Source organism: Halomonas sp. (assembly GCF_052095695.1).
Lineage (GTDB): Bacteria > Pseudomonadota > Gammaproteobacteria > Pseudomonadales > Halomonadaceae > Vreelandella.
The window spans coordinates 1-14,123 of record NZ_JBQDLQ010000088.1 but is presented as its reverse complement, the minus strand read 5'-3'; the positions used below and the strand labels follow the sequence as shown (position 1 = coordinate 14,123).

At 52.3% G+C, this 14,123-nt stretch carries 14 protein-coding genes; 8 read left to right on the top strand and 6 right to left on the bottom strand.

Annotated elements, in window-relative coordinates; genetic code table 11:
• Both ACTH5D_RS14645 and nanR read right to left on the bottom strand, forming a co-directional pair.
• Window positions 1–295: hypothetical protein (locus tag ACTH5D_RS14645; RefSeq protein ID WP_441672514.1), on the bottom strand; the 295-nt coding region annotated here is incomplete at its 3' end.
• A 31-nt stretch (window positions 296–326) separates the two neighbouring features.
• Entirely contained in the window at window positions 327–1,037 is a 711-nt protein-coding gene (gene nanR / locus ACTH5D_RS14640) for a transcriptional regulator NanR (protein WP_441672512.1), read from the bottom strand.
• A gap of 221 nt (window positions 1,038–1,258) precedes the next feature.
• Between nanR and ACTH5D_RS14635 the strand changes: the two genes are divergently transcribed.
• The 7 genes from ACTH5D_RS14635 (at window position 1,259) to ACTH5D_RS14605 (ending at window position 8,966) form a co-directional block, all read left to right on the top strand.
• Window positions 1,259–2,098, top strand: coding sequence for a phosphogluconate dehydrogenase C-terminal domain-containing protein (locus ACTH5D_RS14635; protein ID WP_441672518.1), 840 nt, complete (start codon window positions 1,259–1,261; stop codon window positions 2,096–2,098).
• A 75-nt stretch (window positions 2,099–2,173) separates the two neighbouring features.
• A complete protein-coding gene (locus ACTH5D_RS14630) occupies window positions 2,174–3,160 on the top strand; it encodes a TRAP transporter substrate-binding protein (protein ID WP_441672510.1) in 987 nt (328 codons plus the stop codon).
• Window positions 3,161–3,225: 65 nt separating this feature from the next.
• On the top strand, window positions 3,226–3,756 hold the full coding sequence (locus ACTH5D_RS14625; protein WP_441672508.1) for a TRAP transporter small permease: 531 nt from the start codon (window positions 3,226–3,228) through the stop codon (window positions 3,754–3,756).
• Entirely contained in the window at window positions 3,753–5,027 is a 1,275-nt protein-coding gene (locus ACTH5D_RS14620) for a TRAP transporter large permease (RefSeq protein ID WP_441672506.1), read from the top strand. Before ACTH5D_RS14625 ends, ACTH5D_RS14620 begins: the two co-directional genes overlap by 4 nt.
• A gap of 18 nt (window positions 5,028–5,045) precedes the next feature.
• The gene (locus tag ACTH5D_RS14615) at window positions 5,046–6,314 is read left to right on the top strand and encodes a ribulose-bisphosphate carboxylase large subunit family protein (RefSeq protein ID WP_441672504.1); all 1,269 of its coding nucleotides are present in this window, start codon (window positions 5,046–5,048) and stop codon (window positions 6,312–6,314) included.
• Window positions 6,311–7,648, top strand: coding sequence for a four-carbon acid sugar kinase family protein (locus ACTH5D_RS14610; protein ID WP_441672502.1), 1,338 nt, complete (start codon window positions 6,311–6,313; stop codon window positions 7,646–7,648). Before ACTH5D_RS14615 ends, ACTH5D_RS14610 begins: the two co-directional genes overlap by 4 nt.
• An 88-nt stretch (window positions 7,649–7,736) precedes the next feature.
• A complete protein-coding gene (locus ACTH5D_RS14605) occupies window positions 7,737–8,966 on the top strand; it encodes a nucleoside recognition domain-containing protein (RefSeq protein ID WP_441672500.1) in 1,230 nt (409 codons plus the stop codon).
• Window positions 8,967–9,109: 143 nt separating this feature from the next.
• On the opposite strand, the gene attM is transcribed toward ACTH5D_RS14605, so the two are convergent.
• Both attM and ACTH5D_RS14595 read right to left on the bottom strand, forming a co-directional pair.
• On the bottom strand, window positions 9,110–9,901 hold the full coding sequence (gene attM, locus ACTH5D_RS14600) for an AttM family quorum-quenching N-acyl homoserine lactonase (RefSeq protein ID WP_441672498.1): 792 nt from the start codon (window positions 9,899–9,901) through the stop codon (window positions 9,110–9,112).
• 66 nt (window positions 9,902–9,967) lie between these two features.
• Complete coding sequence (locus tag ACTH5D_RS14595; protein WP_441672496.1) at window positions 9,968–11,131, bottom strand: iron-containing alcohol dehydrogenase; 1,164 nt, start codon at window positions 11,129–11,131, stop codon at window positions 9,968–9,970.
• 308 nt (window positions 11,132–11,439) lie between these two features.
• Between ACTH5D_RS14595 and ACTH5D_RS14590 the strand changes: the two genes are divergently transcribed.
• On the top strand, window positions 11,440–12,225 hold the full coding sequence (locus tag ACTH5D_RS14590) for an IclR family transcriptional regulator (protein ID WP_441672494.1): 786 nt from the start codon (window positions 11,440–11,442) through the stop codon (window positions 12,223–12,225).
• Between the two features lie 223 nt (window positions 12,226–12,448).
• Here ACTH5D_RS14590 and ACTH5D_RS14585 read toward each other — a convergent pair whose 3' ends face one another.
• Both ACTH5D_RS14585 and ACTH5D_RS14580 read right to left on the bottom strand, forming a co-directional pair.
• A complete protein-coding gene (locus tag ACTH5D_RS14585; RefSeq protein ID WP_441672516.1) occupies window positions 12,449–12,532 on the bottom strand; it encodes a DUF2798 domain-containing protein in 84 nt (27 codons plus the stop codon).
• 152 nt (window positions 12,533–12,684) lie between these two features.
• On the bottom strand, window positions 12,685–14,123 hold a 1,439-nt coding region (locus ACTH5D_RS14580; RefSeq protein ID WP_441672492.1), incomplete at its 5' end, for an OsmC domain/YcaO domain-containing protein.

The following is a 14,123-nucleotide window of genomic DNA, read 5'->3' as shown; positions in this document are numbered from 1 at the left end:
CTTCAATTTGACGGCGAGAGAGTGGCGAGAAGGTCAGTTTTTCAGGTACCATTTCGGATAGCGGCTGCTGGTGTTTTTTATGGCGTAACATACTGAAATAATAAAACTTTCTGCCGCTTTCTATTATCCCTTGTGAGAAATTCGGGCTAGCGCCTGTTGACGTTTCACTCGCGGCCGCGCTGGAGCCCGTTTTTATTCGCGGCAAGGCAGGAGGAGAGAAGTTTGGTGGTTCCAAATGAACGACAACTAACGCCGCCGCGGATAAAAACGGGCCCAGCCCTTCGGGTTGCCCCACAAAACGGTTCGCGATGAAACGTCAACAGGCCCTAATTGTTCAGGCAATAAAGCAGGCGTGCGCGCTCTAAATGTTTGCGCATCTCCTCTACAGCAGCCTCCTGATCCCCCTGCTCGATGAAGTCAATAATTTTGGCATGCTCCAGCAGAGTAATATCTTCATTTCCCTCCCAGTGCAGCAAGCTCGCGTGAAAACGCGCCAGCCAGCCCAGCATAGCCTGGCTAGTTGCCATAAAAATGGGATTGCGGGTTATTCCAGCAATGGCGGTATGAAACGCCATATCGACCTCAATAAAGGCCTGAGCATCTCCATTTAAATGCCCCCGCTGTTGCTCTAACAGCTCTCTCAAATGAGCAATGTCAGCGGCAGAGGCCTGGCCTGCGGCCTTCTCCACCATGCCAAGTTCAAAAAATGTGCGCGCCTCTTTCAGTTGCTCAAGCGACTGTGACGAGCTAGCTAGCATATGACGAGCGGTTAAATCGATCTGCGACATCAGCCCCACCGCTGTCGGCTGCAGCACTTTAGGGCGCTGGCCATGATTTATTTCAACCAGTCCAATACGTTCAAGCGTTTGCATTGCCTCTCGAATGGCCGGTCTTCCCACACCATAGCTATCCATCAGCTCGCGCTCAGAAGGCAGTGTATCTCCAGGCTTGTACTGGCCCGCTTCAATCATTTCATACAAACGATCAAACACCTCATCTGACAGCTTGCGCCGAGTAATTTTAGGGGCTGGTTGCACGGCTATTTCTCCTCGCAAGCCAAATAGCGGCTTGGTTATCCATTAAGCATCAGCAGTCTAGCGCTGCAGTTCGATAAATTGGGCAAATTTTACTTAAATACGACCAAAGCAGCATTTGACAGACTGCTATAGATATTATGTCATCATACCAGTTTCCAGGTAAACAACCTTCCTACTTTCTCCTTCGGCAACCACATGGCTAACGCCTTAAAACATCTTCACTGGAGTCTGCTATGACCAATATTGCCCTTATCGGCGCTGGCGGAAAAATGGGTTACCGCCTGTCGAGCAACTTGAAACAATCGGATTACATCGTTAGCCACGTCGAGTTGAGTAACGCAGGCCGCCAACGTCTATCAGAAGGCCTTGGGATCAGCTGCGTAGATGCCCAACAGGCGGTGCCCGATGCCCAAGTAGTGATACTCGCGGTGCCCGACACGTTAGTAGGGCGCGTCGCCGAAGAGCTATCGCCGCTGATGGCAAGCGGCACCATGGTGATCACGCTAGATGCCGCCGCTCCCTTTGCCGGCCATCTGCCCAACCGTGACGACTTGGTCTACTTCGTGACCCACCCTTGTCACCCGCCGATCTTCAATGATGAAACAGAACTTGATGCCAAGCGTGACTACTTTGGCGGTGCCAAAGCCAAACAGCACATTGTTAACGCTTTGATGCAGGGCCCTGAAGAGCTTTATGCATTAGGCGAAGCGATCGCTAAAACCATTTATGCGCCAGTGGTTCGTTCGCATCGAGTGTCGGTTGAGCAGATGGCACTGCTAGAGCCGGGCCTTTCTGAAACGGTATGCGCCACGCTGCTAGTCGTTATGCGGGAAGCAATGGATGAAGTCGTCGCCCGCGGCGTTGACCAACAGTGCGCACGCGACTTTTTGCTTGGCCATATGAATATTCTGGCAGCGGTCATTTTCGATGAGCAACCCGGCGTATTCTCTGATGCCTGCAACAAAGCGATTGAGAATGGCAAACCACAGCTGATGCGCGATGACTGGAAGCGCGTATTTGAGCCTGAAGAAATTGCCGAAAGCATTCGGCGTATTACCTAACCATCATTAACGTCAACGCCACACTAGCACTAGTAGCAACACACCAACGCTAATTACAAAAATCTGGAGTAGAAAATGACGACTTTTCGCCTCAACAAAATCTCCGCTACCATCGCCGCCACCCTTGCTCTGACCGCCAGCACCTCAGCGTTTGCCGTTCAAGAGATGAACCTAGCGTTCACGCCGCCGCTCAACTCCCACTATGGTGAGGCTGGCCAAGCGTTTGCCGAAGAGATTGATCGGCTTAGCGATGGTGAATTTAAAATCAATCTGCGCCCTGCCAGTGCATTAGGCGGCGAGCGCGACGTGCTTGAAGGGTTACAAATCGGTTCAGTGGAGCTGACGCTAACCTCAACCGGCCCTATCGGTAATTTCGTCCCTTCGGTTTACGCCCTCGACTTCCCGTTCCTGTTCCGCGACTACGACCACGCCCATAAAGTGCTGGATGGCGAGATTGGCCAATCATTGCTAGAGGAGTTTAAAGACGAAGGCTTAATTGGTTTGGCCTGGGCTGAAAACGGTTTTCGACACTTAACCAACAGCGTGCGTCCTGTTGCAACGCCCGAAGACATGGAAGGAATGAAAATTCGCACCATGGAGAACCAGGTACATCTGGAAACTTTCAAAGCCTTGGGCGCCGCGCCAACGCCAATTTCTTGGACAGAAGTCATTACCGCCCTACAGCAAGGCACCATCGATGGCCAAGAAAACCCGATGCCCATTTTGACCGTAAACAATATGTGGGAGATCCAGGATTACCTGACCCTGACCGGCCATGTTTACTCTCCTACGGCCCTGGTGATGTCGAAAATTTATTGGGACGACTTGAATGAAGAGCAGCAAGGCTGGTTCCGAGAAGCCGCCCAAGTAGCTGCTCAAACTTCACGCGATGCTGTTCAGCGCATTGAAGCGGAAGGGGTGGAGCTACTGCGCAGTAATGGTATGCAGGTCGTGACCGAGATCGATTATGAGCAGTTCCGTAGCGCTGTCGAGCCTGCTTACGAACGCTATGCAGATCAGTATGGCAGTGAGCTATTGGAGCGCATTCGCGCTACCGAGTGATCAGCCTTCTACTGCGTGCCTCCCTAACGGGAGGCACCGTTTCCCCGATGATGAGGTTTACACTTATGCTGTCGCTACTAAATACCTTGGCACAGGGGCTCATCAAGCTCACCCATAATCTCGCCGCAATACTCCTCGCCATAGCTGTCGCGTTAGTTTCCTACCAAGTCTTTACCCGTTTTATCCTTGGCGACCCAGCCGCTTGGTCAGAAATTCTAGCGCGGGGATTAATTATTTGGAGTGTATTTTTAGTAAGCGCGGCCGCTTTTTGGTATGGCGCCATGATCTCCATTAACCTCTTCCTTGATCGCCTACCTCCGCGCTTACGTATCTATGGTCAGCGTTTGGTATGTACCACCGTATTAACACTACTCGCTATTCTTGTCTGGCAAGGCTACCTAATTACGCTGCGCGTCTCTGGTCAGCAAATTGCCATGCTACAAATCTCGATGTCGTGGTTTTACGCTTCCATCCCCATTGGTTGTGCGGTGGCTTTCGTTGCCGTTGTAGCGCGCCAGCTCTGTGCTGAGTATCAGCACTATCACAGGCAAAGCGACGCTACCCCTATAAGCGCTAACGCGGGAGAAACGCTATGAACTTGGCAATCGGTTCAGCGTTAATCGCGCTGTTTGCTTTATCGATTCCTATCGCAGTGGCTATAGCTCTAACCGCAGTGATTGGTCTTTATTTTTTCAGCAGCGTTCCACTTCAGGTTGTCCCACAGCGCATGTTCGTCGGGCTGGATAGTTTCCCACTGATGGCGGTGCCATTCTTCATTTTAGCTGGCCACATTATGAGCAACGGCGGCATTGCAAACCGCATGGTCGAGTTTGCCCGATCACTAGTGGGTGGCATTCAGGGCGGCCTTGCCTGCACCTGCGTGGTGACCTGCATGATGTTTGCCGCTATCTCAGGCTCAAGCGTGGCCACTACTTTTGCCATCGGCGCTATCTTGATTCCCGCCATGGTGGCCCGTGGCTATCCACCGCCAATGGCCGCCTCTATCCAGGCATCGTCAGCTGAACTGGGCATCATTATTCCTCCTTCGGTGCCATTGATTCTCTACGGCGTCAGCACAGAAACCTCAATCACACAGCTTTTCCTCGCTGGCTTTGGACCCGGCCTAATGATCGGGCTAGCCCTGATAGTGATGGTGATTATCTGGTGTCGGGTAAAAGGCTATGGCGCCCAAGATGGCGATTTACGCTCGCCAATTTGGCCCGCCTTTCGCAGCGCCTTTCTCGCTCTGTTAATGCCCGTCATTATTATCGGCGGGATTTACGGTGGCATTTTTACCCCCACCGAAGCCTCCGCGGTTGCGGTGCTGTACGGATTGTTTTTGGGCATGGTGGTGTATCGCACCATAAAACCTAGTGACCTGCCGCGTATTTTTCGTGAGAGCGCCCTCTCAGCAGGGTCGATCATGCTGATTATTGCTGCGGCCTCCATTCTTAGTTTTGTCATTGGACGTTCAGGCTTGGCTAGCGACATCGGCGCTTGGGCACAACACACCTTTGATAATCGCTACACCTTTCTTTTAGCTATTAATATGTTGCTACTGGTGGTCGGCATGTTTATCGAAACCTCTGCCGCCATTTTGATTCTCGCGCCTATCTTGGCCCCCATTGCGATTGGGTTCGGCATTGACCCCGTGCATTTCGGCATTGTAATCGTCGTGAATTTAGCACTGGGTATGTTTACCCCGCCCCTTGGCGTCAACCTTTTTGCCGCTGCGCAAGTCGCCAAGCTGCCCGTCGAACAGCTATTTCGCTTTTTACTGCCACCGGTACTCACCATCATCACTTGTCTGATGCTGATTACCTATGTGCCGATGATCTCGCTGTTTCTACGCGATCTCCTCTTTTAAGTTACTGGAGCCTAATGAATGAGCGCCCGAATTTACGCCCGCTATCTGATTGAGACACCCTATCCAGTTGAGCACGCTGCTCAGGTCATGGCTGGTGAGCAGTCGTCCGGCACGTTTACGCGCTTAGCCAATGAAACCGATGCCCTCCGGGAAGCCCATGGGGCGGTCGTCGAAAACATTGAGACACTGGACGCAGCTGAGACACCTTCGCTGCCTATGCGCGCTGATCTGGCGCCGCAAGGCCACACTCTGTTTCAGCGCGCACTAGTCGAGCTCTCCTGGCCGCTGGAAAACATGGGCCCCTCTCTGCCGAATCTAGTGTCTACCGTTGCGGGCAACCTGTTTGAGCTCAAAGAGTTTTCCGCACTCAAGTTACTGGATATCAACTTACCCAGCGCCTTCGCAGGCGCCTACCCAGGCCCACAATTTGGGATGTCGGGCACGCGCCAACTAACCGGCATTACCAGCGGCCCGCTGATTGGTACCATTATCAAGCCAAGCGTGGGTTTATCTCCGGCTGAAACCGCTGGCATGGTGGAGCAACTCGTAGTGGGAGGCATTGATTTCATTAAAGATGACGAGCTACAAGCCAACGGGCCCCATAACCCACTGCGCGCCCGTGTCGATGCCATCATGCCGATCATCAATGCCCATGCAGCGCGCACCGGCAAAAAGGTCATGTACGCCTTTAATATCAGCGGTGATATCGATGAGATGCGTGCTCAACATGACTACGTGGTCGCCGCTGGAGGCACCTGTGTCATGGTCGCTCTCAACAGCGTGGGCCTGGCAGGAGTAGCGCACTTGCGTCGCCACTGCCAAGTAGCGCTGCATGGTCATCGCGCGGGCTGGGGAATGTTGAGCCGCTCACCTCATTTGGGAATGGCATTTTCGGCTTACCATAAGCTTTGGCGACTAGCCGGTGTGGATCATATTCACGTCAATGGCCTGCGCAATAAATTCAGCGAAGAGGACGCTAGCGTGATTAACAGCGCACGCGCCTGCCAAAATCCCATGTTTGAGGCGCCTGCAGCGGGTTATCAGATAATGCCAGTTTTCTCTTCAGGGCAAAGTGCCGCCCAAGTGGCTGATACCTATGAGGCATTAGGCAATAGCGACCTAATTTACTGCTGTGGCGGCGGCATCATGGCTCACCCTGGAGGCATTGCCGGTGGGGTAGCCAGCCTGCGCCAGGCGTGGCAAGCAGCCATGGCGGGTATTCCGCTGGCAATTTATGCCCGTGAGCACCAAGAGCTTGCCCAGGCCATGGAGACCTTTAGCGTATGAGCACGCCTCTCCTTCTCTCCTATTACGGCGATGATCTCACTGGATCGACCGATGTCATGGAAGCGTTAAGCCTCTACGGGGTGAAAACAGTACTTTTCCTGGCTCCACCTAGTGAAGACCAATTAGCCCCCTTTGCCGATTACTCCGCGATTGGCTTAGCAGGCACAAGCCGCAGCGAATCCCCTGCGTGGATGGAAACACACTTAAATAAGGCATTGGTGTGGCTTTCATCGCTCAACGCCGAGCTTTGTCACTACAAGGTTTGTTCAACCTTCGATAGTGCGCCGGACATTGGCAATATCGGCAAAGCGCTGGAAATAGGCAAGGCACTCTTCAAGCAAAGCTGCGTGCCACTGGTGCTCGGCGCCCCTCAGCTACAACGCTATACCGTTTTTGGCCAACATTTTGCTGCCTTCGATGGTGAGGTACATCGGATTGATCGTCACCCGGTCATGAGTCGTCACCCGGTAACGCCCATGGCCGAAGCCGATTTAAGGTGCCATCTGGCTAAACAAACTCGACTCTCCATTGGTCTAGCCGATGTGCTGTGTATCGAAGCGGCCAATCTCAAGTCGCAAGTCGATCAGCTTAGCCACTCAAACGACGTACTACTGTATGACACACTTACCCACGACCATCAGGCACAAGTGGGCGAACAACTGTGGCGAACTCGGTTGCCTGATGGTAGCTACGTTGTGGGCTCATCTGCCGTCGAATATGCGCTAGTCGACACTTGGCAAAAGCTAGACTTAATACCCAAAATCCCGCCATCGTTCTCCTCTCCTGGAGCAGTTGAGCAAATTGCGGTGGTATCCGGCAGTTGCTCAGAAATGACTGCCCGACAAATCCGTTTTGCTAAGGCCAATGGCTTTCGCGCCATTGCTATTGATGTCGTCAAACTTATCAACGAACGTACCCATGCCGACACGCTGCATCAGGCATTACAAGGCGCCATTGAGGCACTCGCTCAAGGTGACAGCGTTATTGTGTATACCGCCATGGGGCCAAGTAGCGATGCAAATGCTGTGCATAAGGGTGGCGAACAAGCACGCCACCTTATAGGACGCTCGCTGGGTCAACTATTACGCCAGATGGTAGAAGACCGCGGGCTTAAGCGCGTGGTGATTGCGGGAGGAGACACCTCCAGCCATGCACTTAACCAACTTGGCGTGCACGCGTTGACCACGCGCCTGCCACTACCAGAAACGCCAGGTTCGCCACTTTGCACCGCCCATAGTAACCAGCCAACCTTTGATGGCTTGGAAGTGGCATTGAAAGGCGGACAGATAGGCAGTGAAAGCTATTTTATAACTATTCGTGACGGCATAGCCTAGGCTTCTTAACCGCACTAGTGTGGTAATGACCTGAATTCGGTAGGATTGGCGTCATCGCTCGCCTCACCGCCCAGGATGCCCCCTCGTCATGCTCAACGGAATTTGGTTAAGCTTCTTTGTCGCTGCCTTCGCGGCCTCCCTCTGGCAGTGGCTGGTAGGTGGCGACGGCGAAGTGTTCGCCCGCTTGGTGCAGTCGCTTTTCGACATGGCTCGGGTGAGTGTCGACATCATTCTGGTGCTGCTCGGCACGATGACGCTATGGCTGGGATTTCTTTCGATTGCCGAAAAAGCAGGGCTGATTCGTCTGCTGGGGCGTGTGCTTGACCCGCTGTTCTGTCGTTTAATGCCTGAAGTGCCTCGCGGGCATCCCGCCATGGGGCTGATCAGCATGAATTTTGCAGCTAACATTTTAGGCCTGGATAACGCGGCTACGCCTATCGGCATTAAAGCCATGCACTCGCTGCAAAGCCTGAACCCCAGCTCGGAAACCGCCAGCAACGCGCAAATTCTATTTTTAGTGCTGAATACTTCATCGCTAACGCTGCTGCCAGTCACTATTTTCATGTACCGCGCCCAGCAAGGCGCTGCTGATCCTACGCTGGTGTTTCTGCCTATCTTGCTCGAGACAACGGCTTCTAGTCTGGCGGGGCTTTTAGCGGTGGCCATTGTTCAGCGCATAAAGCTTTGGCAGCCGGTGGTGCTGGGCTATATCGTTGTGGCAGCGCTCTGCTTAGGCTTATTACTCACGACACTTGCGGGAATGTCGGCTCAGGCGCTGGCGGCAGCTTCCACGTTAGTGGGCAACCTTACGCTCTTTAGTATTGTAATCATGTTCCTAGTGGTTGGGGCACTACGCGGGGTGAAGGTTTACGACGCTTTTATTGAAGGGGCTAAAGAGGGCTTAAGCTTCACTGTGACGCTGCTGCCCTACCTGATTGCCATGCTGGTCGCCGTGGGCGTGCTGCGTGCCAGCGGCGTATTGGATGCAGGGCTAAGCGGCATACGCTGGATCGTCGAAGGGTTTGGCTGGGATACTCGCTTTGTCGACGCCCTGCCCACCGCCTTTGTGAAGCCGCTTTCAGGGGGCGGCGCACGTGCCATGATGATTGAAACCATGGACACCTTTGGCGTAGACAGTTTTGCAGGGCTCTTAGCGGCTACCCTGCAAGGCAGCACCGAAACCACTTTCTACGTGTTGGCAGTGTACTTCGGCGCGATAGGCATTACCCGTATCCGCCACGGCTTAGGCTGTGCATTAGTGGCCGATGCGTCAGGTATTATCACGGCGATAGCGGTGTGCTACTGGTTCTTTGGGTAGGTTCTCCTGCCCAGTAGCCGCGAACATCTCAAGAAGAAAATCCACCACGGCGAGGTAGATGAACACAGCTTTCATGATAAAAAACCGATCACCTGAAGTGCACATGCCAGCCCGAAAGCACGGGCTGGCATAATCCGTTGGTATTAATCATAATATTCTGGGGCATGCTTAAAAGTAGCCCAGGCATCCGGATCGTGACCGGTAACAACGGTTGCCTTGGTTTTATCCGCAAGTGCACGTAGCTTTTGAACAGAACGGACGGCATCCACAGTCGATGCCAAGAATCCCGGTAGTGCTTTTTCTTCCCAGTGATCAGTAGTGTACGCCGCATCAATTGTCAAAATCATGGGGCCGCTATTAGGCAGATTTACCTTAAATGACATATGTCCCGGCGCGTGACCAGGCGAGAAGACGGTGATCAGTGTGCCATCTCCATATATATCGTAATGATCATCTTCAGTTCCATTGAGGAACTGCCATTTCAAACCTGGCTTGTCGAAATCCTTGCGAATATACCCACCTGCTGCGAACCAATCAGGGGTAAAGGCATATTCATACTCTTCACGTTGCACGATATGCGTCGCATTCGGGAAGCGGCCAACCGCTCCTGTATGGTCCAGGTGCAAATGTGATTGTACCACATAGCGAATATCTTCCGGTTGGATCCCCATTTTTTTAAGCTGAGCGACGCAACCCTCAGACTCTTCCATCACAGGCCAATACACGTCGGTAATTCCGCCCCAATGCCCAACCGGATCAGTGGCCACTTCAACGGCATTTCCACCATCAATAATGGTATGCCCCTCAGGATGGGTGATCAGAAAAAATGGAACCGGAATTTCATAATCGGCACCAGCACCTTCATTCATTTTGATATTGTGCACTTTGCATTTCAGCGAGCCGGTTTGAAACATGTAAAGTCGAATGTCAGTCATGGTTTTCACCTTTCTTGTTGTGTTGCTGGTTGAGACCAGATTTTTTAACAGTCAATTTATGAAGCCCTAATAGGCTTCGCGATAAAGTGCTAATGCGTCCTCTTCGGTCACTTCCACCGGGTTGTTCACCAAAAGACGGAGCTGTTGCATGGCATCTTTTGCCAGCATCGCCAAACTGTCTTCAGTGACATTGACATCGCGCAAACGGCGTGGCGCGCCGCTTTCATCCATCAGAGCCAGCATATGACTTACGAAGTCTTCTGAACGTGTACTAATATCGCCACCCTCGCCCGGCACGCTCATGACATCAGCCAGTTCGGCATAAAGTGGTGCCGCCACTTTAGCGTTATAACGCAAGACCGGCCCTAGCATCAGGGCGTTTGTCAAGCCATGTGGCAGGTGGTAATGTCCGCCCAGCGGATAAGCTAAAGCATGAACCGCTGCCACCGGGGAGTTGGCAAAGGCCTGCCCCGCCAGCATGGCGCCCAGCAGCATGTTTTCACGTGCTTTGCGGTTAGTACCATCTTTACATGCCGCAATCAGGTTACTGCCCAGCAGACGCAGAGCTTCGCGAGCAAGGGCATCTGACAATGGGTTTTTCTTGATTTTGGATGTATAAGCTTCGATGGCATGCACCATCGCGTCAATCCCGGTTGCTGCGGTATGTATTTGCGGCAGGCCAACCGTTAGTTCGGCATCGAGAAGGACAAAATCTGCGAAAAGTTGCCGCGAAACAACACCCATTTTAGTGGTTTCGCCAGTAGTGATGATGGAAATATTGGTAACTTCGGAGCCTGTGCCCGCGGTTGTAGGGATTAGGGCCAGCGGTAAACGTTTACCGATGACATTGCCGATTTCATACATGTCAGACAGCGGTTGTTCACTACCGACCATAACCGCCACAAGCTTGGCAATATCAAGCGATGATCCCCCACCAAGGCCAATCACAATATCCATATTTTGTGCGCGAGCCTTCTCAGCGCATTCAAGCACGACGGCCTCGGGCGGGTCGGCAACGACTTCGTCAAAAATCGAAACATCAAAGCCCAGTGTTTTTAATGTCTTTTCAACTGGCGCAATAAGCCCCGCATCAATCAGCCCACGATCCGTGACAAGCAATGCTTTGCGTTCACTAAAGCGCTCGCCGAGCAATTCACCTAGGCGAGCAGCACCGCCCCATTCGACATAAATGTCGGCAACAGTGGTGAAACCAAAAGGTGTTGTGGTCATCGTTTCCTCCATCTTGTGTTTATGTATCGGATGAACGTTTTAGGAATTGTCGAATAGCGATGCCCGTTCTAAAAGCGCTTAACACAGGCACCAACGTCTTGCCGCCATGACAGCTGTTAGCATCGTAAGAGACTAGCTTTGAAGCGAGTTCTCATTTATCTAAGATGAAGTATGCCGTTTTAAAAAGGTGTGGATGACGTTAATTCATCTTTGTTCTTTCTACAAAGTTCATCATAATGAACTTGAACCAGCAAAGTGAACTCAACAATGCATCTAAGTATCGCGTAAAGTCAATAAGGAGAAATGAGGTGAAAGGTGGTGAAGCCCCCAAAGCAGGAACGACAAAGGTGCCCGCTCTGCGCCGCGCGGTTGCGATTATGGATTTTGTTTCAGCATCACCAAGGAAGCCCAAGGCTTCTGAAATAGGGCATTCTTTATCATTACCGAAAAGCACTCTTCATGGGCTTCTGCTGACGATGGTCGAAGCTGGGCTTTTAACCAAGGGCTTCGATGGAACCTTCAGTACCGGGCCACACCCTATGCGCTGGGCCAATGGTTTTTTGGCCCAAAATGATCTGGTAGACATTTTTAAAAGCTATTTTGCCGATGCCCACAGCCTTGGCCAATACACAATGACGATGACGGTGCTTGATGGAAGCGACGTTGTCTATATTGCCTGTTCCAACGCCCACTTACCGTTAGGCACAACATTTCGGATAGGCATGCGACTGCCCGCGGCTTTTACAGCGACCGGTAAAGCCTTACTGGCCGCACTTGACACATCAGCCCTGCACGAACTTTTTTCTAATCAATTTCCTGGGCCACTGACTTCGCGTAGTGTGCGCAATTTGACGAAATTACGCAGTGAACTTGATGAAACCCGTCAACGTGGTTTTTCAATTGATGACGGGCAGATTCGCGAAGGTATGATTTGCTTGGGCACATCGCTGCATAACCACACTGGCGATACAGTTGCCGGCATGGCCATATCGCTGACCCGCAGCGAAGCAACCACCGAAGCAATTAAAGATTTAGGGCATAATTTAGTTGTTGCAGGCAACGATATTTCGCGTCGTCTAGGAGCTGGATGTTAACTCCGTTGCATCACCGTATCCGCCACGGCTTAGGCTGTGCATTAGTGGCCGATGCGGCAGGTATTATCACGGCTATAGCGGTGTGCTACTGGTTCTTTGGGGAGGGTTGTCGGTGGCTATTGTATTGAGTGAGTTAAACGCGCCATCACATCTTCTCAGCTATGCGGTAAGCGGCTTTATGCAGAAAGGGCCCACAGATAAAGGCGATGATGCCAGCGGCCGGCTATGCTAATAACCACGCATGCATCCAAATACCCACAAAATCGGTATGGGTACCGATATTCACGTAGGTGACCCAGGCGGACATAATCAGCTATAGCGTGAACGACATAAGAATAGCGAAGATAATTCGGTGTTTCATAGAAAGTCCTTAACTACCGTTTCACAAGCACCAAGCCTACTCAGCAGGTGCTGTAGCACCTACCAAGCAGGTTGGTTATCACCGTGTGTGATGGAGACTTACGTGCTCGCTTTAGCCGCCCGAGCAGCGTGAAGTTTTTTATAGCTTTCAATCAAGCGCAGGTGGCGATCTAGGCCGTCTAGCTGCATGTTGGTCGGCGTTAAACCGTAAAAACGCACATCGCCATTGACTGAGCCGACCACGGCCGCCATCGTCTCGGCACCGAACATGCGCGTAAGGTTAGGCAGGTAGTCATCAAGCGCCAGCTCATCATCCAGCACGATTTCCAATACTGCGTTAATTGCACGGTAGAAAAGCCCTCGCTCGACGGTGTTATCGTTATACTGCAAGAACATTTCAACGCGCTCTAAGGCGTCGTCATATTGTTGAAGTGCCAGGTTCGTCAACAGCTTCAATTCCAGAATAGTGAGCTGCCCCCACACGGTGTTTTCATCAAACTCCACGCCAATCAGCGTAATGATGTCCGTATGATCATCTATCTGACTTTCTTCCAGCCGCTCCACTAAACCATTGAGCTGGCTATCATCAAGACGGTGCAGATTAAGAATGTCTTCTCGATAATCCAGCGCTTTATTGGTGTTATCCCAAATCAAATCTTCGATCGGATACACCTCTGAGTAGCCCGGCACTAGAATACGGCAAACAGGAGCGCCCAGGTCTTCGTGCACCGCCATGTAGACTTCAGCACCCAGCTCTTCGAATATCCCAAATAGCGTTTCGGCTTCTTCCTCATTGCTGCCGGAGAAATCCCACTCGCAGAATTCGAAATCGGGCTTAGCACTAAAGAAGCGCCAAGAAACCACGCCCACAGAGTCGATAAAGTGCTCTACAAAGTTGTTAGGCTCGGCCACGGTCTGGGAGTTGAAGGTGGGGTGCGGAAGATCATTCAAGCCCTCAAAACTGCGGCCCTGAAGGAGCTCGGTTAGGCTGCGCTCAAGCGCTACTTCAAAGCTTGGGTGCGCTCCGAAAGAAGCAAATACACCGCCGGTACGCGGATTCATCAGCGTGACGCACATCACGGGGAACTGCCCACCCATGGAGGCATCTTTAACGAGCACAGGAAAGCCTTGAGCCTCCAGCGCGCTAATGCCCTCCACAATGCTCGGATATTTCGCCAGCACGTCTTGCGGTACATCCGGCAGGCTTAATTCCTGCTCGAGGATTTCACGCTTTACCGCTCGCTCGAAAATTTCGGAAAGACACTGCACCTGCGCTTCTACCAGTGTATTACCGGCACTCATGCCGTTACTCAGGAACAGGTTTTCGATTAGGTTCGAGGGAAAGTAGATTGTCTCGCCGTCAGAGCGGCGGACAAAGGGCAGCGAAACAACGCCCCGCGCCTCGTTACCGGAGTTGGTATCAATCAGGTTGGAACCGCACAGCTCACCTTCGGGATTGTAGATAGCGAGGCAGTGTTCATCGAGAATCTCAGCGGGCAGCTCGTCATCCGGCCCCGGCAGGAACCACTTTTCATTGG